At 53.9% G+C, this 23,062-nt stretch carries 18 protein-coding genes; 14 read left to right on the top strand and 4 right to left on the bottom strand.

The window, feature by feature from the left end:
* Window positions 1-273: 273 nt before the first annotated feature.
* From DESAC_RS04915 to DESAC_RS15080, 3 genes are read left to right on the top strand one after another with little or no spacing between them, the layout of a single operon-like run.
* A complete protein-coding gene (locus DESAC_RS04915) occupies window positions 274-2,553 on the top strand; it encodes a PAS domain-containing protein (RefSeq protein WP_013705973.1) in 2,280 nt (759 codons plus the stop codon).
* Between the two features lies 1 nt (window position 2,554).
* Window positions 2,555-3,904 carry a sigma-54-dependent transcriptional regulator gene (locus tag DESAC_RS04910; protein ID WP_013705972.1) on the top strand — a complete coding sequence of 450 codons (1,350 nt, stop codon included), beginning with the start codon at window positions 2,555-2,557 and terminating at the stop codon, window positions 3,902-3,904.
* Window positions 3,905-3,932: 28 nt separating this feature from the next.
* A complete protein-coding gene (locus DESAC_RS15080) occupies window positions 3,933-4,571 on the top strand; it encodes an archaemetzincin (RefSeq protein ID WP_013705971.1) in 639 nt (212 codons plus the stop codon).
* Here DESAC_RS15080 and DESAC_RS15075 read toward each other — a convergent pair.
* From DESAC_RS15075 to DESAC_RS04885, 4 genes are all read right to left on the bottom strand, one after another.
* Window positions 4,495-5,409, bottom strand: a complete 915-nt coding sequence (locus tag DESAC_RS15075) for a glycine cleavage system protein H (RefSeq protein ID WP_013705970.1) — start codon at window positions 5,407-5,409, stop codon at window positions 4,495-4,497. The two genes, DESAC_RS15080 and DESAC_RS15075, sit on opposite strands and share 77 nt — an antisense overlap.
* An 867-nt stretch (window positions 5,410-6,276) precedes the next feature.
* Complete coding sequence (locus DESAC_RS04895; protein WP_237671372.1) at window positions 6,277-7,728, bottom strand: efflux transporter outer membrane subunit; 1,452 nt, start codon at window positions 7,726-7,728, stop codon at window positions 6,277-6,279.
* Window positions 7,729-7,732: 4 nt separating this feature from the next.
* The gene (locus DESAC_RS04890) at window positions 7,733-9,871 is read right to left on the bottom strand and encodes an ABC transporter permease (protein ID WP_013705968.1); all 2,139 of its coding nucleotides are present in this window, start codon (window positions 9,869-9,871) and stop codon (window positions 7,733-7,735) included.
* Between the two features lie 61 nt (window positions 9,872-9,932).
* On the bottom strand, window positions 9,933-11,303 hold the full coding sequence (locus DESAC_RS04885; RefSeq protein WP_013705967.1) for an efflux RND transporter periplasmic adaptor subunit: 1,371 nt from the start codon (window positions 11,301-11,303) through the stop codon (window positions 9,933-9,935).
* Window positions 11,304-11,914: 611 nt separating this feature from the next.
* Between DESAC_RS04885 and DESAC_RS04880 the strand changes: the two genes are divergently transcribed.
* The 11 genes from DESAC_RS04880 to DESAC_RS15060 all read left to right on the top strand — a co-directional run bounded on the left by DESAC_RS04880 (window position 11,915) and on the right by DESAC_RS15060 (window position 23,000).
* On the top strand, window positions 11,915-12,694 hold the full coding sequence (locus DESAC_RS04880) for a metal-dependent transcriptional regulator (RefSeq protein WP_013705966.1): 780 nt from the start codon (window positions 11,915-11,917) through the stop codon (window positions 12,692-12,694).
* A 66-nt stretch (window positions 12,695-12,760) separates the two neighbouring features.
* A complete protein-coding gene (locus DESAC_RS04875; protein WP_013705965.1) occupies window positions 12,761-12,994 on the top strand; it encodes a FeoA family protein in 234 nt (77 codons plus the stop codon).
* 2 nt (window positions 12,995-12,996) lie between these two features.
* Window positions 12,997-15,189: a ferrous iron transport protein B gene (gene feoB / locus DESAC_RS04870; protein ID WP_013705964.1), complete on the top strand. Its 2,193-nt coding sequence runs from the start codon at window positions 12,997-12,999 to the stop codon at window positions 15,187-15,189.
* A 466-nt stretch (window positions 15,190-15,655) separates the two neighbouring features.
* Window positions 15,656-17,857 carry a heavy metal translocating P-type ATPase gene (locus tag DESAC_RS04865; protein WP_013705963.1) on the top strand — a complete coding sequence of 734 codons (2,202 nt, stop codon included), beginning with the start codon at window positions 15,656-15,658 and terminating at the stop codon, window positions 17,855-17,857.
* A 182-nt stretch (window positions 17,858-18,039) separates the two neighbouring features.
* Window positions 18,040-18,321, top strand: a complete 282-nt coding sequence (locus DESAC_RS04860) for a hypothetical protein (protein WP_148231187.1) — start codon at window positions 18,040-18,042, stop codon at window positions 18,319-18,321.
* Entirely contained in the window at window positions 18,302-19,156 is an 855-nt protein-coding gene (locus DESAC_RS04855; protein WP_013705961.1) for a hypothetical protein, read from the top strand. The genes DESAC_RS04860 and DESAC_RS04855 overlap by 20 nt, the downstream gene beginning before the upstream one ends.
* 13 nt (window positions 19,157-19,169) lie before the next feature.
* Window positions 19,170-19,511 (top strand): magnetosome protein MamC family protein, encoded by a 342-nt coding sequence (locus tag DESAC_RS15070; protein WP_013705960.1) that lies wholly within the window; start codon window positions 19,170-19,172, stop codon window positions 19,509-19,511.
* Between the two features lie 18 nt (window positions 19,512-19,529).
* Window positions 19,530-19,856: a hypothetical protein gene (locus DESAC_RS15065; RefSeq protein ID WP_013705959.1), complete on the top strand. Its 327-nt coding sequence runs from the start codon at window positions 19,530-19,532 to the stop codon at window positions 19,854-19,856.
* A gap of 187 nt (window positions 19,857-20,043) precedes the next feature.
* Window positions 20,044-20,220: a hypothetical protein gene (locus tag DESAC_RS16235; RefSeq protein ID WP_013705957.1), complete on the top strand. Its 177-nt coding sequence runs from the start codon at window positions 20,044-20,046 to the stop codon at window positions 20,218-20,220.
* Between the two features lie 9 nt (window positions 20,221-20,229).
* The gene (locus DESAC_RS04840) at window positions 20,230-22,299 is read left to right on the top strand and encodes a heavy metal translocating P-type ATPase (protein ID WP_013705956.1); all 2,070 of its coding nucleotides are present in this window, start codon (window positions 20,230-20,232) and stop codon (window positions 22,297-22,299) included.
* On the top strand, window positions 22,296-23,000 hold the full coding sequence (locus tag DESAC_RS15060; protein ID WP_013705955.1) for a ferrous iron transport protein A: 705 nt from the start codon (window positions 22,296-22,298) through the stop codon (window positions 22,998-23,000). Before DESAC_RS04840 ends, DESAC_RS15060 begins: the two co-directional genes overlap by 4 nt.
* The last annotated feature ends 62 nt before the right edge of the window (window positions 23,001-23,062 follow it).

The following is a 23,062-nucleotide window of genomic DNA, read 5'->3' as shown; positions in this document are numbered from 1 at the left end:
CAACCTCAATAAACTCCTATTCACATTTAACCTGCTGATTATTCATTATCTTTTTATACCAACGGATGCAAGCCAGAAGCGGGTGGTTGTATTTTTCGCCTATAATCAAAACTTCAAAAATGGTATAGTAGATATCTATAACAATGGAAAACGTTTGTCTTGCACCAGTTTTTCCCTGGACGGGCTGTCTGGCTGCCCCTACAGAAACAGGGGGCGTGCCTGGCCGAAGATGACAACCGACAGAGTTGAACAGCGGCGCTGCTGGAGTTTATCATGAATCCTGGCAAACAGTCATACAATATTGCCTTGGTGGGAGCCGGCCGGCAGGGAATGGCCATCCTGGAGGCCCTGGCGCCCAGTCGGAGAGTTGATCAACCCTTACGAGTAGTAGGGGTGGCCGATCAGAACCTTGAGGCTCCCGGCATCCTCTATGCCCGCCGGCAAAACCTCCCCGTATTTCCTTGCGCCCTTGATTTAACGCAATTGCCGGAACTAGACATCCTGGTCGACGCCACCGGGATGGTCTCGGTTTACGAGGAACTCATGGCGCATTGTCCGGCAGGGGTCATGGTTCTTCAATGCAATCGACCCCATGACTGGGAGAATTTCTGGGACCTCATTACCAAGGACTTATCTTTTAGTGAGAGATACCACCCGTTAAAGATCGCCATTATGGGGGGAGGCGGGCTCTGTCAACAGGTCTTGCAGCAGATCACCGGTGGATTGTCCAGCCTCCGGCGGATCAGTATCCTGGGAGTGGCCGATCCCGATCCCGAGGCCCCCGGCATACAGGAGGCAGCGGTTCTAGGTATCCCCACGGTTCGGGATTATCCAACGCTTTTGGCGCAGGAGCCCGATCTGGTCCTTGAACTCACCGGAGACCCAGAGGTTCGGAAAAGCATTATCCAAAAGAAGTCGGCCCAGACTCAGGTTATTGATCATATCCAATCGCGGCTCTTCTGGGAGTTGTTCCAGAAGGAAGAAGACCGGCTGCGCCTGCGGGTGGAAAGCGAAATCAAATTAGCCAACCAACGTAATCAGTTTCAAAAAATATTCGACTATCTGCCTGATTCAGTGCTGGTATTAAACCAGGATTATCTGGTGGAAGAGGTTAACCAGACCTTTCTGACTAATTTTCAGAAGAACGCTGAAGAGGTTGTGGGGGAACATTGTTATAAGGTTTTGCACCAGTTATCTGAGCCCTGCGACCGTCACGGGATGGTCTGTCCTTTACCGCAGGTCCTACAGGAATGCAAGCCGGCCCAGGTCTTACAGTATTATACCGATTCGGACGGCGTTGAGCATTACTATGAAATAACCATCTCTCCCCTGTGTCCGCCGGAAATTGCCGGCCGGCGGGTAATTGAGGTCATAAAAGATATCACCACCCGCCAGCAGCTGGAAGAGGCCCTGAAAAAATCGGAGGAACAGACCCGGCAGCTTTTCAAACAGGCCGCCAAAGAGAAGGCCTTCCTGGAAACGATTGTCAACAGCATTGAAGACCACATGATGGTGATCGAGCCGGATTACCGCGTCGTCGAAGTCAACCGGGCTTTGCTGAAGATGGTAGGATTGAGGCGGAGAGATACGGTAGGCAAATACTGTTATGAAATTTCCCATCACCTGGATAAGCCCTGCTCCGGTCCCGACCTCCCGTGTCCACTCCGAGATGCGGTGGTTTTGGGGAAGGCGTGCTCCGGCACCCATGTTCATTTTGACAAGGATGGCCGGGAGCATTACATGCACGTGGTCTGCCATCCTCTCTTTGACGAGGCGGGAAAAGTTACCCTGGTTATTAATGTGGCGCGGGACGTTACCAAGGAGATCGCCTCCCGGGCCCGAATGCTGCACGATGATAAAATGACCTCATTGGGAAAACTGTCTGCCAGCGTGGTGCACGAGATCAACAATCCGATGACCGGCATCATGAATCTGGTCAAATTGATGCAGCGTATTATGGGAAAAGGATTGCTGAGCGAGACCGAATCGGCCAAAATGCACGAATACCTTGATCTGATTTACGGAGAGACCTCCCGGGTCAGTAAGACGGTCTCCAATCTTTTGGCCTTTTCCCGCAAGACCAGTCCGGAATTTAAACCGGTGGGGTTGAATGCGCTGCTGACGGAGACGCTGACGTTAACCGAATATCAGTTGCGGCTGCAGGGGATCACTGTTAATTGCCAGTTTGACCCAGACCTGATGCCGGTTTTGGCTGACCCGGAACAGATGAAGCAGGTTTTTTTAAATCTCATCCTCAATGCCCGCGATGCCATGCCGGATGGAGGGGTATTGACCCTGAAGACTAAAAATTACCGGCGCCCCGGGGTCATGGTCCAGATCGCCGATACCGGCATCGGTATCCCCAAGGAAAAGTATTCCAGTATCTTTGAGCCATTTTATACTACCAAGAAGGCCGGTTCCGGGGCAGGATTGGGGTTGTCCGTGGTGTACGGCATCATCCAGGAACACAAAGGCACCATCAAAGTGGACAGCATCGTCGGACAGGGGACAACCTTTACGATTCGTCTACCCGCTTATAAACAGGGGACTTAGAGTGTTGCCGCAGAAAAAAATTAGTATCCTGGTAGTGGACGATGAGTTGAGCATCCGCGAGTCTCTGAGCGGTTGGCTGCAGCAGGATGGCTATGAGGTAGCCACCGCCGCCGACGGGATAGCGGCTTGGGCCATGATCCAGGAGAACCGCTATGACATTATGCTGATCGACGTCAAGATGCCCAGAATGGATGGACTGTCGCTGCTTAAAAAGCTGCGGGAGAACGATCATACCGAGGCTGTCGTGATGATGACCGCTTACGGCTCCATCCGGGATGCAGTGGAGTCGATGCGCCTGGGGGCTTATGATTATCTGCTCAAGCCTTTTGAATTGGAAGAACTGAGCCTTACCATAGAAAAACTGGCCGGCATTCAGACCCTGGCCATGGAGAGTATGATCCTGAGGGATCGCAAACCGAAGGTAAATCACTTGGATAATCTGGTGGGCCAGTCGCCGCCGATGCAGCGGCTATTCGATACCATCCGGGATGTGGCCCAGAGCGACGCCACAGTATTGATTACCGGTGAGACTGGTGTCGGCAAGGAACTGGTAGCCAGGGCCATCCATGTTCACAGTCCGCGTTGTTATGGCGCTTTCATTGCCATCAATTGCGGCGCCTTTACGGAGCACCTGTTGGAGAGTGAACTCTTCGGCCATGAGCGAGGCGCTTTCACGGACGCCAAATTTGCCAAGAAGGGTCGACTCGAACTGGCGAATGCCGGAACGCTTTTTCTCGATGAAGTAGGCGACCTTTCCATGAAAATGCAGATTGATCTGCTCCGAGTCTTGGAGACCCATGAGTTTACCAGAGTGGGGGGGACAGAGCCGCTGCACAGCGATTTTCGGGTGATCGCCGCCACTCATCGTGATCTCCAGGAAGCCATTCGGGAAAAGGCCTTTCGGCAGGATTTATTCTATCGTCTGAACGTCGTTCACCTGCATGTGCCGCCGCTGCGCGAACGGCGTGAGGATATCCCCTTGCTGGCCCAATATTTTCTGCGGCGGTATGCCACCGAAACCAATAAAAAGATCGATGCCATCCATCCAGCGGCCATGGAGGCTCTGCTGCACTATTCGTGGCCGGGGAATGTCCGGGAACTGGAAAATGCTGTAGAGCGGGCAGTGGTGGTGGGGAAAAGTCGGCAGATCAAACTAAGCGATCTGCCATTTACCACTCCAACGGGAGAGTCGTTGGAAACAGGGGGGTTATCTTTACTAGAAATGGAACGACAACATATCGCCCGGATACTGGCGCTGCATAGTGGCAATATTTCCAGTGCCGCCAAGGTCCTAGGCATCAATCGCACCACGCTCTACCAGAAGATCAAAAAATACGGTCTGACGCCTTAGCCAGGGCAGTCCTGGGGCCTTGCGATTCATGATGCGTCATCCGTTTTTAGGTTTAGTGGCTCTAGGTCCGGTAGACCCGGAGCTCCTGCGGTATTTAGGGGCCGTTGTCAAAAAATTTCTGCATCTCCCGGTGAAGGTGTTGTCACCGCAACCCTTGCCTTTGCGGACATATAACGTTACCCGCCAGCAGCACAACTCCACCCAGATCCTCGAAGAGTTGCTCTCTCGGACTGAATCGCCGGCGCTGCGGATTGTCGGAGTAACACCGGTTGACCTCTATATCCCGATTTTAACCTTTGTCTTCGGCGAAGCTCAGTTGAACGGCAGGGCGGCGGTCGTGTCGCTGTTTCGACTACGAGGCGACCCCGAGGGCATTCAGCTACCGCTATCCCTGGTCTTAACCCGCCTCACCAAATTAACCCTGCACGAAGTGGGGCACACCTTTGGCCTGGGGCACTGCCAGCAGAAAGGCTGTCTTATGGGTTTTGCCGCCAACCTGGAAAAATTAGACCAGAAGAACCTGGCATTCTGTAGCTATTGTCAGATTCTCCTGGCCGACTATTTCCGTGACCATGGATTACTGCGCCGTCTCAGACGCTATGAAGAAACTCATGGACCAGACGCTGCCAATCAAGTTCTGGAAAGTGTCCATAGACATCGTCAATGATCGACCCACCTGAGGGGAGGGTAACGCCCGCCGAGGATTCCAGCATATTCAACAGCTTGTGGGCCTCGCCTTCTATCCAGGCAACGTTGCTCGGACCGAAGAGCATATGCTCCAGGTTCGGCTTCAGGTTGGTGGGGGTAACAACAAAGAGCCAGCCTTCCCCGTAAGGATCATCATGGGCCAAAGCCGGCCTCTGCCGAACTTTGGGATTTACCGCCTCAATGATACCGTCTACCGGCGCCAGGACAGCAGCCTTTTTACCCTGGCGGGCCAAGGCCAAGCCGACGGCGTCATGGTGGAATTCCTCACCTAATTTGGGCAGCTTCATCTCATCGGCGGGACCCAAAACCTTCTGGGAGAAATCGTCCAGACCGAGACGGACGCGACCGCCACTCTCCAGGACTGCCCAGGTATGTCCGCGATGGAGATAGTTGGTCGTAGGCACAGCAAAGCCGAAAACATCTTCGAGTTTAGGCCTTTCCGGTTCCAGGAAAAACTCCACCTGATCTTCCAGGAGCTGGTCAAATTCACATCTGTGACAGAGGTAGTTGTTGCCACAGAAATGGGCCGGCACCCTGCCGGTTAGCATATGCCGGCACTGCTGCTGCAATCCGGAACGCTGCCGCATCTTATCCGGCCACGGGACAATGGCACCCAGCTTGCCGGTGGGAGTTTGGCCAGCCCGGCGCAGGGCGAGATTATGATTAGCATTTTCAGTCATGGCCCGATCAAATTCACAGTGGGAACAATCAAAATTATTATGACAGATTTTGTAGTCGATCACGCCAGCCTCCATCCAGATACAGGGCTTCTTGCCCTCAGCAAGTTTCTTTTTCATGGCGCCGTTTCCTTTGTGCAATGGGTTGTCCCGACGGGAGAAGATGCAACCGCGACTTCCTTCGGGATCTTGAGGTTTTTGATCTTTCTCTCAGACAGAAACATTCTCGAAGAGAAACATCCTTACCAGACCTCGCCATTACATCTCTTCACTTCCACCTATTTCAGCAGCGATGGCACCGCCGCTCTTCATCATGGCGCCCACAAGGTCTTAGCAAGGACTAGCCATCAGCCACATGCCTAAAATTCATGCCTCAATCCTCTGTTAGAAGGTTGGGAGAAGGTGTACTTCTGACCGGTCTCAAACTTTTAATAAGCAAAGAATATGCCAAATTGTGATCTGGTGTAACCTAACGGATATACGAGCGATTAAAAATTTTAGGTCTTCTTGACCCCTTGAGTTCATTAAATAAATAGCAGATGTGTTGTATATTACTACAGAGCGTTGACGGAAATAATATAACTGTCCAATATATTAAATAAAATAGGTGTTGCATTATTAAACAGGAAAAGGATAGGCGTTTATTTTATAAACAATGAATCATTAAGGTTTTTCGGGGGGGGGGTGATGATCTGTACCGGACATGAAAACAGAACCGTGGCGGCTGCTTACAATAATGCTTTTTCTGCCCGCCGCATACTGCCCACTGTTTTCACATAATGGTGATCTGCTAGCCGGGCGCAAGGAGTATTGGTGCCATTGTTTGCGGTTGATAAATAACCCTGACCAATCTTTATGACCTGTAAGTTACCTACAAACCATAAAAATTAGTCTCCAACCTTTTACTGGCCCTCGATCTTTTCAACTCAAAATTTGAAACTTATTTTCTCGGTAACAGTTCAAAATTGATTGTTAGTAATCAAATCTCTACGATTTTTCTTCCCAGCCTCCCCCCAAGGCCTTATAGAGAGTGATAAGATTGACGGTCAGGCGTTGGGTGCTCTGCACCAGGGCCTCTTCATTGACATACAGAGAGCGTTGGGCAGTGAGCACGTTTAAAAAATCCGTTTTGCCGGCAACGTATAATTTCATGGCCAGATCCACCGCCTGGCGGTTGTTATCGACCGCCGTTGCCAGGGACTGCCGATGTTCCTGTTCTTTGGCGTAGGCTACCAGGGCGGTCTCGACTTCTTTGAGGGCAGTAAGCACCGTCTTCTGGTACGTCAGGAAGGCCTGTTCCTGGAGGGCGTTTTGCATCTCGATGTTCCAGCGGATGCGGCCGGAGGCGAAGATCGGCCAGGTAACGGTGGGGCTGAACGACCAATACCTGCTGTTGGAGATGCCCAGCCGGTTCAGATCCCGAGCCGAGACGCCAAAACCACCGGTAAGGAAAAATCGGGGGAAAAGATCGGCCGTGGCCACGCCGATGCGCGCGGTGGCGGCATGCAGTTGAGCTTCGGCGCGCCGGATGTCCGGCCGGCGGCGGACTAGATCAGACGGCAGACCGATAGGAATCTTCGGCGGGGTGGGAGGAAGTGGGTTCGGTCGCACCAGGGTAGTCTCCAGGGCAGCAGGATTTTGACCTAACAGCACCCCCAAGCTGTAGATGGCCGCTTGCGCCGAAGATTCCAATACGGGTATTTGGGCTTCAGTGGCGGCTGCCTGGGCGTCGGCATTGGCCACGTCCAGGCGGCTGACAAAACCGGTCTCAAAACGGCGGTGCACAATGGCAGCGGTTTTCCTCTGAACTTCCAGGTTCTTATGGGCAATAGCAAGCTGTTGTTGCAGTCCCCGCAGATTCAGGTAGTTGCTGCCGACGTCCCCTATCAGGGTGATCAACACATCCCGGCGATCTTCCATGGCGGCCCGCAGGTCGGCGGTGGCCGCTTCCAGATTGCGTCTGGTCCCACCGAAGAAATCCAGCTCCCAGGAGGAATCCAACCCGACCTGAAATAATTCCCTGAAAGCCCCGGTGGCGGCAACCGTCGGACTTCCGCCGGACCCCACGGTTTCGCTCGAGCTCTTGCTGCGCTGGTAGATGACCGAGGCATCCACTGTAGGACCAAGTCCGGCGCCTGCCACTCCACGGGCTGCTCGTGCCTGGCGAATCCGGGCCTCCACCTGCTTGAGATCAAGGTTGGCAGTGATAGCCAGTTCCACCAAAGAATTGAGGGTCCGGTCATTAAAAATCCCCCACCATTGGGCTAAAGTGACCGGCTCGGTGGTGGTCTTGCTGGCCTGCCCCTGGGTAACAAAGGCCTGGCCGTTCCATTCTGCCGGGACCTCGGTCTTGGGCGCCTGGTAATCCGGACCAACGGCGCAGCCGATTGCCAAGATTAGAGAGGACACCGTCCAGAAGAGGGATATGAGGTATCTCACAAACTTACTCGTATCGTAGAGCATTGATGGGATCCAAGCGCGAGGCCTTCCAGGCCGGGTAATAGCCGAAGGTGACCCCCACGGTCACCGAGACCGCGAAAGCTGCCAGGATGGCTAGGGGAGATATTCCGGTAGGCCAGCCAAACACGGTCGTTATCACCATAGAGGCGCCGCGGCCGAACAAAATCCCGACGATACCTCCACAGAAACATAGCAGGACCGCCTCGGTCAGGAACTGTTTCAGGATGTCTCGGCTGCGAGCTCCCACGGCCAACCGCAGGCCGATTTCCCGGGTGCGCTCAGTTACCGATACCAACATGATATTCATGATGCCTACCCCGCCGACCACGAGGGAGATCAAGGCGACGGCCAACAGCAGCTTGGTCATGAGCGTGGCGGTTGAAGACAAGGCTCGGGACGGCTCGGTCATATCCCGGATGTTGAAGTCCTCGGGTTCGCCGGGACGGATGCGGTGCCGCTCCCGCAAGAGTTGGGTTATCTGTTGTATAGCCCTGGGGATGTCTTGGGTAGAGTGGGCCGCCACCATGATCTGGTCCACGTTGGCAAACCGGACTGGCATCGGGTTGTTGGCCTCCTGGCTGGTGGAACGGGCCGGATACAGGCTGAGTTGGGTGCTGGGATACAGCTCGTTCAGGGTGTTAACCTTTTCAGATGTACTAGAAGTAGAGGTTGTCTGTTTGGCGCTCTGATTGACATTGGTCAGCGAACTACGCGTCACCCGGTATCTAATGGTTGTCCAGGGGGCGACCAGGATATCATCCTGATCCATCCCGATCATGTTGGCCCCTTTGGAACTGAGGACGCCCACGACTTTGAAAATGATATTATTAACCCGTATTTCCTTGTTGAGGGGATCTTCTCCTCCGAAAAGCTCCCGCACCAGTCGTTTGCCCAGGAGGCAGACCTTACTGACGTTGCGCACATCCTGTTCCGTCAGAGGCTCACCGGCTTCCAGGGGCCACTCCCGTACGTCGAGGAAGGCCGGGGTGGTTCCAAAGATATAGATTGGGACCCAGTTGCGGTTTCCGTAGACGATCTGGATGCGCGCCCGTACTATGGGCGCGGCAGCCTTCACGGCCGGACATTCCCGTAAGATGGCCTCAACATCCTGGGGAGTGAGGGTCATTGCGGCTCCCATGCCGAAGGTGACCCCACCGCTTGATGCGGTACCGGGAAAGATGATCAAGTTGTTGGCCCCCATGCTGGCTATGGTCCGCTGAATAGCGTCGGCCGAACCCCGGCCGATCTCCATCATAGCGATGACCGCCGCAACCCCGATAATGATACCCAAAGCAGTGAGGGCAGCCCTTAAGATATTGCGGCGCAGACCGTTGAGCGCGGTACGCAGCATCCACCGCAGACGGGGCAGAGAAGTATGAGAATGAGGTTGGCTTTTTTCCGCCCTGGGACCATAAGAATCCTTGGCATCCGGCTCCGCTGCCAATTCAACGGTTTCCGCCACGCCGTCATTGATGCGGATAATCCTCCCGGCATGGCGGGCGACGTTTTCGTCATGCGTAACGAGGATAATAGTCACGCCTTCGGCGTTAAGCCTCTGGAAAAGGACCAGGACTTCTTCGCTGGTCTGCGAATCCAGATTGCCAGTCGGTTCATCTGCCAGGAGCACCGGGGGAGAATTAACCAGGGCGCGGGCGATGGCTACCCGTTGTTGCTGTCCTCCGGAAAGCTGCGAAGGCTCATAATCCACCCGGGTCGACAATCCCATCCGCTCAAGCAAATCCTGAGCCCGCTGATGTGCCTGTCGGTCTGAAATATCAAACCCGTTGTAAGACAACGGCACGATCACATTTTCCAGGGCGCTGGTGCGGGGCAGCAGATTAAAGATCTGAAACACAAACCCGAGTTTCCGGTTGCGCAGGTAAGCCCGTTCGTCAGGGGTAAGGGCAGTGACATCGAGGCCATCAAGCCAATATTGACCAGAGGTCGGCCGGTCCAAACACCCGAGTATGTTCATCAGCGTCGTTTTTCCCGACCCTGACGTCCCCATGAGGGCTACAAACTCTCCTTGGGAAATGGTGAGGGAGACGCCCTTGAGCACCGGGACCTCGATCTCCCCTAATTGATAGGTCTTATAAACATTATGCAGTTCTATGAGCTTCATGCCACTAACGGTCGCACATTATCATGGATTATTTTGATTGCGGCAGAACCTTTCCGTTACCCTAGTGAGGTCGGGGTGCTTTACCGCCAAAGAGTTTGGGTGTGAAGGGACTGGGAGAACCAGAGGAATTCTCTTCATCTGCCAATCGTTTTTCACCTGCCACAACCTTTAAACCCTCCTGCAGTCCCGGACCCTGAACTTCGGTGAACGTTCCGTCGCTCGGACCCAACCGAACTTCCATTGGCTGAATATAGGCGCCTTTTGGCACCCATAACGTCCCCACGCCCCACTCCTCTTTCTTGGCTTTTGCCGAGGCGGTCCTCAAAACCCCGGTGCTCTCATCCTTTTGATACTGCTGTCGAAAATCAGGCGCTATCTGCGCCAGTTGGGGACGCCAACGCAAGGCGGCGTTGGGGACCAACAGAACATTTTGGCGCTTTGCCACCAGAAACCTAACATTCGCCGTCAGGTAGGGAATCAACTTCTGTTCGGCGTTATCGGTGTTAACTTCCACGGTATAGGTCACGACGTTCTGGGTCATGGTGGCATTTAACCGGACTTTGCCCACTACGCCCTTAAAGGTGTCCCGCGGGTAGGCATCGACGACAAAGGTGACGGGCTGGCCGGGGTGGATATTGCCGATGTCAGCCTCATTTACCGGCGCCCAGATCTGTAAACGGGTCAGGTCCTTGGCAATCAGGAAGAGACTAGGAGCATTGAGGCTGGCCACCACCGTCTGACCGATATTTACCCGCCGGTCGATGATCACACCGTTGACCGGGGCTTTAATAGTGCAATAATCCAAGTTTTGAGAGGCCCTGCTTAAGGCGGCTTCGGATTGTGCCACACCTTCTTTGGCCTGCAACAGAGTGGCCCGCCCGACGTCGACGTTGGCCTTGGCAACTTCAAAGGCCGACTGAGCCGCATCATAATCGCTTTCGGACAAGGCATCGGACGGCCCTAGTTTCCGGGCGCGCACCCAATCCCGCTCGGCCTGGAGGAACTTGGCCCGCAATTGCCCCAGTTCGGCCTCAGCCCGCTGTACATTGGCTTTGGCCTGGGCCAACTGCGCTTTGGCTTGGGCTGCTTCGGCAGCGTAAATGGCATCGTCAATCTTGGCCAAAATGGCCCCGGCCTCCACGACAGAACCGTAATCGACCGTTTTGCCACTTTTGTCTTTCCCAAAAACGGTGATCTTCCCCGCCACCTGGGCGCCCACATCTACCAGCTCCTCCGGCTCCACCGTACCCGTAGCGGTAATGGTAGCCTGCAGATCGCCTCGGTTGACTACTGCGAAACTATACGAGAGGGAGTCTTGTTTATCGGCGCGCCAGACCCAGATTGACGTCAACAGGATAATGACAGCCACCACAGCGATCGCAATAAATTTATTTTTCCAAAGAGCCTTACCAGACGGGAGCAATTTCCACATAATTATTGCATACCTGAGCTAAAGTTGATAGTTTCCGGTTTCCGGTTGTTGGTTGCTGGCCAAAAAATAAGTTCTGTCCAGGCGAGAAAGCCTGTCCCTCCAAGAACCCATTCTTATGGTTCGGGGTTGGCGGATCGGCATACGACGACTGATATTCCTTCGGCAGATTGCCGTTAAGAGGCCTCACCTGGTTAAAAAACCTATACCTGATAACATGTAACACGCCAGACGGTCTTATCCGGCGGCCAAGAATACTTTCTCAGATATTATCTTTTAGATATCTTCTAATTTATCATGAAAAACCTTTCAATCCCCCTTTAAAAAAAGTCACAGCCTAATGACTTTGATATTAGCCTGTTTTTCTCTCAGGGCTTTCGGTTCTCAAAAAAAAGCTTGACATCCAGGTTCGTTTTTTCTATTGTTTTATCAGCAAAACATTTGTTATAAAGCCAAACACATTTATAACTATAAAACTTAATTATATAATTCAAACTTAAGAACTAGTGTTCATCCGGAAACTGCGGCGGTGCTCTTTGCAGCACCAAGGGAAAAGCGGAAATCTTGATTGTAGAGACGGGGATATCCCGCCCCTGTAGGGGATAATCTTAAAAATGAAGGACTTTCCGGATGAAGACAAACTAACCACGGGAGAAACGAGCTTAAACGCCAGGATGGAAGATTATCTGGAGGCGATTTATCACCTGGAGCGAGAAAATCAGGTAGCTCGGGTCAAGGATATTGCCGGCTATTTGAATTTACACAAGTCAACAGTAAGCGGAGCTCTCAAGACGTTAGCGGAGCGTCGGCTCATTAATTACACTCCCTACGGCCTGATCACACTGACCCCGGAAGGCATCATTCTTGCCAAGGGGGTGGTGCGCTGTCATGAAGTCCTCCAGGGATTTTTCGTCAAGATACTCGGAATTGACCAGAAAATCGCAGAAGAAGCCGCCTACCTGATGGAACGTGCGATACCGGGGGTTATTGTGGACCGGCTCATCCAGTTTGGGGAATTTCTCGATATCTGCCCTCGCAGTGGCAGAGAGTGGCTTCAGGATTTTCAACGTTTCTGCCAGGATGCCGCGCAAAGGAGACAATGTGAGCAGTGCATTTTTCAATGCCTGGAAAACTTTGAGGAACGGCAACAACAAGAAAAGCCGCGGACTTTACTGCTTCATGAGCTTAAGCCTGGCGAAAAAGGAATAATTCTCTCCGTAGACACCTCCAGTAGTCCAGGCCAACGGGTCCAAGAGCTCGGTTTCATTCCAGGAATCGTTGCAGAAGTTGAGAGACTGGGGCCTTATGGTGATCCAGTGGAGGTGAAGGTCCTGGGTTATCATTTCTCTCTGCGCCGCGAAGAGGCGGTTGCCATTACAGTGGAGTTGCCCTAAGACACAGGAAAGCGTTCAGCTACACTTGATCTGGGAAAAATAAATGCTCTAAAAGGGAGAAGACCGATGGTGAAGTCAATGCGGCACATGGATTTAAACGAGCGCGCGGTTATCAAAACGGTGGCCGCCAACAAAGAATTGGGCCGGCGAATCAGGGACATGGGGCTGTTGCCCGGCACGGAAGTCTTGATTGTCGGCCGGGCGCCACTCCTGGACCCGGTGGCCTTGCGGTTGAAAGGTTTCACCATGGCCCTGCGCAATAGTGAAGCCGACCACATCACGGTGGAGACGGAGGGTTAATCGTGGCGGAAAATATCACGGTAGCCCTGGCCGGCAATCCTAATTGCGGAAAAACCACCATGTTCAATGCCATAACCGGGGCCCATCAGCGAGTCGGCAATTATCCCGGCATAACCGTGGAGCGTAAAGAAGGTTCGTACCGTCATAACGGCAAGGAGGTACACCTCATCGATATCCCGGGAACCTATTCTCTGACCGCCTATTCTCTGGAAGAGGTGGTGGCCCGTGAGGTTCTGGTGGATGAGAAGGTGGACGTGGTAGTGGACATCATAGACGCCACCGCCTTGGAACGCAGCCTCTATCTGGCAGTGCAGTTCATGGAACTGGGAATTCCCTTAGTCCTGGCCTTGAACATGATGGATGAAGTAAAAAAGAAGGGCATCCGGATAAATAGTAAGAGTTTAGGTGAGTTATTGCAGGTTCCAGTAGTGGAAACCGTGGCCCGCAAAGGCGATGGCAAAGAGGATATTGTCCGGGAGGCAGTCGCCGTTGCCCGAAAATCCGGCCATGAATGGAAACCCTTGGAAATCTCTTACGGACCGGACATTGATCCCATCCTGGCGGGCATGACCCACATGATTGAGGCGGCCAACTTTATGACCGAGCGCTATCCCGCCCGTTGGATCGCCCTGAAGTATTTGGAAGGAGATGAAAAGATTATGGCCGCCGGCCGACAGACCGGTTCCATCTCCCGTAAATTAGAGGAAATGGTCATCACGGTGGAAGAGCTCTGTCAGAAAAACTTCAACTCTTACCCCGAGGCCATTATCGCCGACCACCGGTATGGTTTTATCAACTCTGTGCTCCGGCAGCCCAACGTTTTGGTCACCGCCTCCCACGAGCGTTTTGACCAGTCTGACCGTCTGGATAAGGTGCTGGCCCACAAACTGCTGGGGCCGGCGATCATGATTGCCGTACTGTATGCCATTTTCCATATTACTTTTACCGTGGGAGAATACCCCAAAGGGTGGCTGGATGTCTTCTTCGGCTGGCTGGGGGATACCTTTACCAGTCTGATACCCGAAGGGTTAGTGCAATCGCTGATTGTTTCCGGCATCATTGGCGGTGTCGGCAGTGTCCTGAGCTTTGTGCCGCTCATCCTGATCATGTTTGCCCTGGTCACCTTTCTCGAAGACCTGGGATATATGGCCCGGGTGGCGTACATGATGGACCGGGTGGTGCGCGTCTTCGGTCTGCACGGCGCCTCGGTCATGCCCCTGATTATCTCCGGCGGCTTGCCCGGGGGCTGCGCCGTGCCCGGGGTCATGGCGGCCAGAACCCTGAGGAGCCCCAAAGAACGGCTGGCCACCATCATCACGGCCCCCTTTCAGGTCTGCGGCGCTAAGATCCCGGTCTTTGTCCTAATGGTAGGGGCCTTTTTTGAGCAGAGCCAGGCCAAGATCATGTTTTTCATTACCCTGGGCGCCTGGGCCGCCTCCCTGGTAGTTTCCAGAATCTTGCGCTGGACGGTGATCAAAGGGGAATCCACTCCGTTTATCATGGAACTGCCTCCTTACCGGCTCCCCACCCTGCGTGGCGTGCTGACCCACACCTGGGACCGCACCTGGCAATATCTCAAGAAGGCCGGCACCGTCATCCTGGCCATTGCCATCCTGCTCTGGGCGGCCATGACCTTCCCCCAGCTCCCTGCCAACCAGGTCGAAAATTACGAACAGCAAAAGGCAGTTGCGGAGCAGGAGGTGGCGGCAACAGCCACCCGGGAGAACCTGTCGGACGAGGATAAAGATAAGCTGCTCAAGGAGAAACTATCTGAAATCGCCGATAAACAGAGCGAAGCGGCATTGGAGTATTCGGTGGCCGGGCGCCTGGGGCACGCCATCGAACCGGTGATGAGTCTGGCCGGCTTCAACTGGCAGACCAATATCGCTCTCATCGGCGGGTTTGCCGCCAAGGAGGTGATTGTCGCCACTCTGGGCACTGCCTATTCCCTAGGAACGGTGGACCCGGAAGAACCCGAAAGCCTGACCCAAAAGATTGCCGCTGACCCCCACTGGACCATTCCGGCGGTGCTATCCCTGATTATCTTTGTGTTGCTCTATGCCCCTTGTTTTGTGACCGTGGTGGCCATGGCCCGAGAATCCTCCTGGAACTGGGCCTTGTTTGCCGTGGCTTTTAACACCGTGCTGGCATATGTCATTGCGGTTATGGTTTACCAGGTGGGAAGCGGGATTTAATGTTCAGAGGGGGAGAGAGTCCAAATCTTTCTCCTCCCCTTGACCCTCCAACTCTCCCTTAAAAAAACAATCTCAGGCGGTGGTCTGACAATTGCCGCACCGGATGAGCCAACTTGTATAAAAACAGTGAGCCGTGAGCCGTGAGCCGTGAGCAGCAAAAACATTATTGTGAGCAGCCGCCACGATTCTGTTTTTATGCTTCGTTGTGTTCGGCAGAACATGAGCACTTGTATAAAAACAGTGAGCCGTGAGCCGTGGGCAGGGCAGTGAGCGGTGAGCGGTGAGCCGAAAAAGCATTATTGTGAGCAGCTGCCACGATTCTGTTTTCATACTTCGTTGTGATTCTGGGAAGATGATGACTCGTTGGAAAATCTATTGATATTGAGTCTTAGTTTCTAAAAATACCTTTGCATCCGGGGACACGTCACATCCCGATAGCTGCTTATCCCCAGCGAGCAGGAGAATTATGGTTTACGAAGTCTGCCATGCCATTCCAGGGCGCCTGCGCCTAAAAATATCCCTTCGGCGGGAAGAAGGTAGTCTGCTTAGAGACCTGCAACAGTATCTCTTAGAGCAGAAGGCTATCTTTTCGGTAGAACGGCGAGTAAAAAGCAACAGTCTGGTCATCCGCTACTATCCGAAGAAAATCACGCAGCCGGCGGTGCTGTCCGAGGTCAAGGGATTTTTCAAAGTGAAAGGTCTTACTATTCCTGCCCGGCGTGGGAGCCCCAAGAGCCTGAGAGGTTCTATGGCCCGCTTTCTCGGGCTCACAGCCTGCATGGGATACGTGTTCATCAAAAAAGTTCTGTTGAAGCAGGCCATTGCCCAGGGACCTTTTAGTGTCTTAGGCCTGGTGGCGGGCCTTTCTTCACTGTCAACTTTGAAATCCGGCCTGACGGAAAGGAAAGACAAGCCGGGAATTTCATTAGAGACTTTTATCGGAGGGGCGGCTCTGGCCGCGGTGGGGGCCGGCGAGGCGCTGGCGGCTTTACAAGTGCTGTGGATAGAAGAAGGTTCCCATCTGCTCACAGATTATTTGGCAGACAAGTCCCAGAGAAAGATCAGAGAACTGTTTTCTCTGGCCGGGGAAAAGGTCTTTATTCTTCAAGAAGGCGTAGAAATCGAAATACCTTTTGACGCCCTGCAGGTTAAGGATGAGGTCGTTCTGCACAGCGGCGAGCGGGTGCCGGTAGATGGTGAGATAATCCATGGAACGGCTTTGGTGGATACCGCCCATATCACCGGCCAACTCCAGCCCGAAAAAAAGGCCGCGGGTGAATTTGTCTTTGCCGGCAGCTATATCCGGGAAGGAGTCATCACGGTCAGAGCCCAGAGGGTGGGAGAGGATCTCTATCTGCGGCAGGTCTTAAAACTGGCTGAAGAGGCCCTGTCCAATCGCGCCGAGGTGCAAAGGGTGGCAGACAAGCTGGGGGAACGGATGTTGCGCGCCGGTCTTATCGCCACCGGGGCCACCTACCTGATCACAGCCAACTTTGCCAAAACTTTTGCCGTTATGCTGACCATGGCGTGCCCCTGTGCTACGGCTCTGGCTGCCGGCAGCGCCATCAGTAGCGGCCTTTATGCGGCCATGCGCAAGGGAATTTTGATCAAGGGCGGTCGTTATCTGGAAGAAGTCGGAACTGCCGATACTTACTGCTTCGATAAAACCGGCACCATTACCCCCCGTCAGCCCCAGGTGAGCCTGATTCTGGGGGCCAATGGTACAAAACCTGAAACCCTGCTGGAGTGGGCGGTGTCAGCCGAACAACACAACAAACACCCCATAGCCAGTGCGATCAAACAAGAGGCCCAACGGCAAGGGGTTCGACCTCTCCCCCATGCTCTGTGCGATTATATCCTGGGATCAGGGGTGCGAGCCGAGGTTCAGGGCAAACAGGTACTGGTGGGCAATGAACGATTTTTAGAGAAGGAGCACATTCATCTGGTTCCTGTCCTGACGAGGGAAGCTCAAAAAGCCGAGGCGCGGGGACAGACAATAGTATACGTGGCCGTGGAGGATACCACTTTAGGCCTGATTGGCATCGATAACCACCTGCAAAGGGGCGCCGCCGGGTTGCTAGAGGCCCTCCAGGCCCGCGGGGTGAAAAAAACCGTGATGATCACGGGGGATAAGGCCGAAGTGGCGCGCCAGGTGTTACGACATCTGCCTTTCGACGTCCACTACAGCTTACTACTGCCGGAGGATAAAGCCCGGGTCGTTAATGAGCTCAAGGGAAACGGGCATAAGGTGGTGGTAGTGGGAGACGGGGTAAACGACGCCCTGGCCCTGGCGGAGGCGGATATCGGCATTGCCGTAGGCGGCGGAGGCTCGGAGATCGCCCTGGCCACCGCCGATGTCGTGCTTACCAACGGAGATCTGGCAAAAGTACTGTATCTCCGGGAATTGAGCCAGCAAACCCTGAAAATCGTCTACCAGAACTTTTGGCTGGCAACCAGCACCGATCTTATCGGAGCCGGCTTAGGTATTCTGGGGTTTCTCCCTCCGGTGTTGGCCGGTCTTTTTCACGTGGCCCACAGTCTCGGGATTATGGCCAACTCCAGCCGATTGCTGACTTTTGCCCCACAATCCAATGAGACTTATGCCGACTCCCAGGCAGAAACGCAACTGCCGGATTCCCGACGGTTAGACACTCTGGCGATTCATTAAAGTTACAAATAGTTGTGTCCTACCAAACGCCCCTTTCGGTTCAGAGTGAAGGGCGGCCCGGTAAAAACTTTATTTATTCTTTCCGCTTCTGGAAGGAAAAGGATGGCTCAGTGGATCTAAATAGTCTGTTGGAACTTCGTTCTCTGGTTACAGTGGCCCACCATATCCCCGGCCGGATACGATTGCGATTATCAGCAAATGTCTTTGATAAGATTGAAGATATCGGCAATATCGATCTTTCCCGTCTGAAAAGCCTGGCAGGGTGTCAGGGAAATGGAATTAAGAGCATAGATATAAACACCTTAGCACTTTCCGCAGTTATTACTTATGACCCGAAAAAATTGTCCCCCGGACAATGGGAGGAATTTCTGAACACGGAAGCTTCAGCAGTGCGCTTTATTAATCGCTTACTTTCTCACCAGCAGAAGACGGAGGTGGAAGAGGATGGAAAAAGATTGGGCTAATATCTGCCAACAGGCGGATTCGGGACCGGGAGGCGGGCCAGAAATGCCCCCTCAGGGTCAGAACCCCGGTATGCATCCCGGACCGGCGCCGATGGCGGGCGGCATGGGGGATGGAGCCGGGATGGGCGGCCCTCAGATGATGGGGCCGGAAGCAGGAGGCGGCAATGGTATGGGGGGTCCACAGATGATGGGGCCAGCTCACGGTCAGGCAGGCTGCTCGTGTGAAGGGTCCTCAGGAATGCCCGGTCCGCACCCCGGTGGCATGATGTCGGGACCTGGGATGGGCGGCCCTCAGATGATGGGACCCGGTCAGGCCGGTCCCTCTCATGGAGGCACTCCGCCTTATGGACACGGGATCACACCACCGTATGGGCACGGCGCCGCTCCCCCGTATGGACATGGAGTCGCTCCGCCTTACGGGCACGGCAGCACGCCGCCTTATGGGCATGGCGCCGCTCCCCCGTATGGACATGGTGGCACACCGCCTTATGGGCCTCCTGTAACGCCTCCTTATGGCTATGGCGATATGGGCCCGATGGCCCAGGCCGGTTGCAGTTGTGGCGGATATAGCCCAGGCCATCCCGGCGGGATGATGGGGGGTCATCCCAAATTTCAGGAGCATCGCTACGGGATCACTAACATGCTCAGTGATCTGGCCAACGGGAATCCTAATTGGGACGGTATGGCCTCGTGGCTGGACAGCGGCTCTGGGGATTTCTGGAAAGGCGCTTTGCTTGGCGCCGTGGTGGCGGTGGTGTTGACCAGCGATACCGTCAAAGAGTCCCTCGGCAACATGTGGACCCATTTCTTCGGTGGCAAAGAAGAGAAAAAATAGTGGAGGAACAATAATGAAGCATTCTCATACGGGCTACTATCAATATCCGACCCGGCCGGTTACTCCCCTGGTGCCCCGAATGGCGTTAGTCTCCGGAGTCGTGGGGGCTGTGGCGGTGGGAGCCGGCGCTGCGGCCAGAGGCATTCGTCTGGTCAAAGCCGGCGAGATGACCCGGGAAGAAGCAATAAGAAATACCTTTAAAGAGGCCGCCGGAGGTGGAATTGCTTCTGCCGCGGCGGCGGCGGTCGCGGGTACCTTGGGGGCCACGGGAATTCTGGGTTTTTTGGCCCTCGTGGCTACTGCCACCGGAACCAAGTATCTCTGGGATACTGCCGTTGCCTCTGAAAAAAAGTAAAACATCACGGAGGGATCAATGTCATTTACACCACATCATCATATGCCGGCACCACAGGTTTATCCTCCTCAGTATCAACAATACCAGCAGTACCAGGACCAAACGGCAAATCCGGTTCCGTTAGGTTATTTTGATGGCTGGATAAATTTCGGCGAAGCTCGCTATGTCAAGGGCTTTGTCATTGGCGCTTTGCTGGGGTTCCTGGTCGCCAATCCCACGGTGCAGAGGGCGGTCGTCAGGGGGGCGGCCTCGCTCTGGTACTCTATTATGGGAGGAGTGGAGGAATTAAAGGAGCAGGCCCGGGATGTCCGAGCGGAAATGCAGGCTGCCGCAGAAGAAACCTAACCATCAGGGGGTCAGTGGATGGTTGTCAGTTGGCGGTAAGAAGTTGGCAAACACTGAGTTACCCGAGCACCTGCTTCGAAAAACTATTTGCGGACTTAGGTGCAGTGACTAAGCTGCACCTATGGTTCGCAGATCGGAAAAATAACCAGCAGTAGCCAGGGTTACCTGATTTGCCCAGGAGAAGAATATGTTGCAGGCATCCTTAAAGGAAAAACGCAGTGCCGCAAAAACTGCCATGCTTTGCTCCATGGGAGCTTTGGCGGTTACCGGTTTTATGAGAGGCCGGGGGGCCAGGACTCTCCACCTGTGGGCGGCAGCCGCTCTGATTGGCTTTTCGATCTGGCACCATAATCTCTATCGTTAGGGAAGAGTAATGGTATTTCAGATAGTCCATGAAACCCGAAGTCGCCTCCGTTTAAGAGCTCATTTTCTGTGTGATCCGGCTTTTGATGAGACCTATCTGGAGGACTACCTGGGGGCAATGGAGGATGTGACCGCGGTCCGGGTCAATGCCATGGCGTGTTCGCTGTCGGTTCATTTCACCGGCGGGGAACCTGCAAAAATTAGGATTCTCCAGGCCTTGGAGTCTCTACCGATGGAAGTCCTGGGCGAGGAAATAGAGCCGGCACAACAGACAGATATGGGGGATGTCTACCGCGGCGGCGCCATGGTGCTGTTAACCTTTCTCCTTCCCCATCGACTGGTGCCGGTGCTGAGTTGGATTTCCTGCTTCCCGCTGGTCTGGGGAGGGATCTCTACACTTGTCAAACAGGGGCTGAAGGTAGAAGTTCTTGATGCCACGGCTGTTACCCTGTCTTTGCTGCGCCGGGATTATCTTACTGCCAATGCCATCAATTTCTTGCTCACCCTAGGGGAGTACTTGCAGGACAGCACCGAAAGAAAGTCTCACCGGCTGTTGCGCCAGCTCTTGAAGCCGCCGGTAGACAAAACCTGGATTAATCTGGATGGCCAGGAAGTGGAGGTAGAGGTCAAATCGCTTCGGGTCGGTGACCTGATCATTGGGCATACCGGAGAACTCATGCCCGTGGATGGGACTGTGGTGTCAGGAGACGCCTTGGCCAACCAGTCTGCCATTACCGGCGAATATGTTCCGGTGCACCTGCAGCCGGGCAGCCAGGTCCTGGCCGGCAGCGTGCTCGAGGAAGGCCATATTACCTATCAGGCCGAAAGGGTCGGAGCCGAGACCACCATGGCCAGAATAGGGAAATTTATCACCACCGCCATCCAGCGGCCAGCCCCGTATCAACGGGAGAGCGAGGCCTTGGCCGATCAATTGGTACCTCTCACCTTCGGCCTCGGGACGGGGGTTTTTGCCCTTACCCGAAATGTGCAGAAAACTGCCGGGGTATTTTGTGTAGATTATTCCTGTGCCTTGAAACTCTCTGCTCCTATTGCCCTGCGGGCCAGTATGTATCGCGCTGCGACCGAGGGGATACTGGTCCGGGATGGCCGCTCCTGGGAGAAGCTCTCTAAAGTTACTACCTTCGTCTTTGATAAGACCGGCACCCTGACCGAGCGTTCCCTGCAGTTGAGTGAAATTATCCCCCTCGACGGGGCGTCTTCCGAAGAAAGAATATTAAGTCTGGCAGCCACCGCCGAAGCACCTTACAACCATCCTCTCTCTCAGGCCTTAAGCCAGGAAGCCGCCAGGAGAGGGGTCCCACTTCTTCCCCGGAGCCTGGCCGAATATATTGTCGCTCATGGGGTCAGCTCGATCATTGCAGGAAAGAAAATCCTGGTGGGCAGCCGACATTTTTTAGAGGATGATGAGGGTATCAATTGTCTCCCGGCTGACGTCCCGGAACAGGAATTATATAAATCCGGCAATAACATCCTCTATATCGCCGAGGAGGGCAAGCTCATCGGCCTCTTGGCCTTGAACGAAACCGTGAGACCTGAAGCCAAAGACACCATAAAAAACCTGAAAGACCTTGGCGCCCGGAGAATTATTATGCTCACCGGTGACAACCGCCAAGCCGCTCAGGCCATTGGCCAAAAATTAGGGATCGATGAAGTAAAATGGGAATTCTTGCCGGAAGAGAAGGGTGGGTTTATCAACTCTCTGAAAAAAGAGGGCGAAACCGTGGCATTTATCGGAGACGGAGCCAACGATGCCCCCGGCCTCATATGCGCTGATGTGGGGATCTGCCTGAGGGAGGGATCTTCCCTGGCCCGGGAAACCGCTTCGGTCCTGCTGCAAAAGGATGACCTGCGCCCCCTGCCGTGGGCTTATTCCTTCTCCAAACAGACCATAAGCTATACCCGGGAGAACTTTTACCTGGCCACGGGTTTGAATTCAGCAATATTGGTTTTGGCGCTTTTGGGTCGGATCTCTCCCCTGGTCACTTCGATTTTCCATAATTCCATTACCGTGGGGATTCTCATGCGCTCCTTAAGCCTAAGCGGAGAGGAGAAAAAATGAGTACGCTTTGGGAGGCTTCTTTTGATACACCCTTGCGAGTAGTCGGATTGGGGAAGGGACTCGAAGATTTGCGCGACCTGGGCATTACAATAGGCCAGGTAATTTCAAAAATAAAAGAAGAGAACCGCTATCCCATATTGTTCCTCCTGACCTCCAAGGGGCACGTCCTCCTGCCCAGCGGTATGAGCGAAAAGGTTATCGTCACACAAGATAAAAAGGAGATACCGCTGGCAAAGCTGGCAGTCGGAGAACGGGCCGCGATTGTCAACTTTCGGGGAGGACGGCAGCTCCGGGAGTCCTTAACTATTCTGGGACTTGTCATTGGCGAAGAAATTCAACTCAAAACCCTGTTGCCGGTCATGCGCTATCTTTGTCTGGTTGATGATAAAAGGCATATAGCCCTCCTGAGCGGTTTGGCGACAAAAATTTGGGGACGTCCGGCTAGTGGCAGGGAATCCTGTCAGCTACCTCTCTCTCCCATGGGAGAGCCTTTCCAGGTCGAGAAACTTTTAGGAAGCAAACGGGCTCATATGAACTTAGGAACAATCGGTATCAGGCCTCAAACTCTCCTGCGCTTAAAGGGAATAGAACCCCTACCCCCATTGTGCATGGGCGAAGAATGCGCCATAATTATTGAAACCGCCCTGGGACTGAGACTTTGTCTGGATAAAAACCAGGCTGAAAATATCTGGGTGGAATAGTGCCCGTGAGTACTCCTCTATTTTTTACTCCACAAAGGTCACACCTTAGCGCCTTTAATATG

Origin of the sequence: Desulfobacca acetoxidans DSM 11109 (assembly GCF_000195295.1) — a bacterium.
GTDB classification, from domain to species: Bacteria; Desulfobacterota; Desulfobaccia; order Desulfobaccales; family Desulfobaccaceae; genus Desulfobacca; species Desulfobacca acetoxidans.
Note: the sequence above shows the minus strand (reverse complement) of the source record. Positions and strands in the feature narration are given on the sequence as shown.

Coding starts and splice junctions, on each gene's coding strand:
- DESAC_RS15075 (WP_013705970.1), bottom strand. CDS start 5,409: ATGAAAAAGAAACTTGCTGAGGGCAAGAAGCCCTGTATCTGGATGGAG.
- DESAC_RS04885 (WP_013705967.1), bottom strand. CDS start 11,303: ATGTGGAAATTGCTCCCGTCTGGTAAGGCTCTTTGGAAAAATAAATTT.
- DESAC_RS04915 (WP_013705973.1), top strand. CDS start 274: ATGAATCCTGGCAAACAGTCATACAATATTGCCTTGGTGGGAGCCGGC.
- DESAC_RS04875 (WP_013705965.1), top strand. CDS start 12,761: ATGGTGAAGTCAATGCGGCACATGGATTTAAACGAGCGCGCGGTTATC.
- DESAC_RS04855 (WP_013705961.1), top strand. CDS start 18,302: ATGGAAAAAGATTGGGCTAATATCTGCCAACAGGCGGATTCGGGACCG.
- DESAC_RS15070 (WP_013705960.1), top strand. CDS start 19,170: ATGAAGCATTCTCATACGGGCTACTATCAATATCCGACCCGGCCGGTT.
- DESAC_RS04890 (WP_013705968.1), bottom strand. CDS start 9,871: ATGAAGCTCATAGAACTGCATAATGTTTATAAGACCTATCAATTAGGG.
- DESAC_RS04865 (WP_013705963.1), top strand. CDS start 15,656: ATGGTTTACGAAGTCTGCCATGCCATTCCAGGGCGCCTGCGCCTAAAA.
- DESAC_RS16235 (WP_013705957.1), top strand. CDS start 20,044: ATGTTGCAGGCATCCTTAAAGGAAAAACGCAGTGCCGCAAAAACTGCC.
- DESAC_RS15065 (WP_013705959.1), top strand. CDS start 19,530: ATGTCATTTACACCACATCATCATATGCCGGCACCACAGGTTTATCCT.
- DESAC_RS04840 (WP_013705956.1), top strand. CDS start 20,230: ATGGTATTTCAGATAGTCCATGAAACCCGAAGTCGCCTCCGTTTAAGA.
- DESAC_RS04880 (WP_013705966.1), top strand. CDS start 11,915: ATGAAGGACTTTCCGGATGAAGACAAACTAACCACGGGAGAAACGAGC.
- DESAC_RS15060 (WP_013705955.1), top strand. CDS start 22,296: ATGAGTACGCTTTGGGAGGCTTCTTTTGATACACCCTTGCGAGTAGTC.
- DESAC_RS15080 (WP_013705971.1), top strand. CDS start 3,933: ATGATGCGTCATCCGTTTTTAGGTTTAGTGGCTCTAGGTCCGGTAGAC.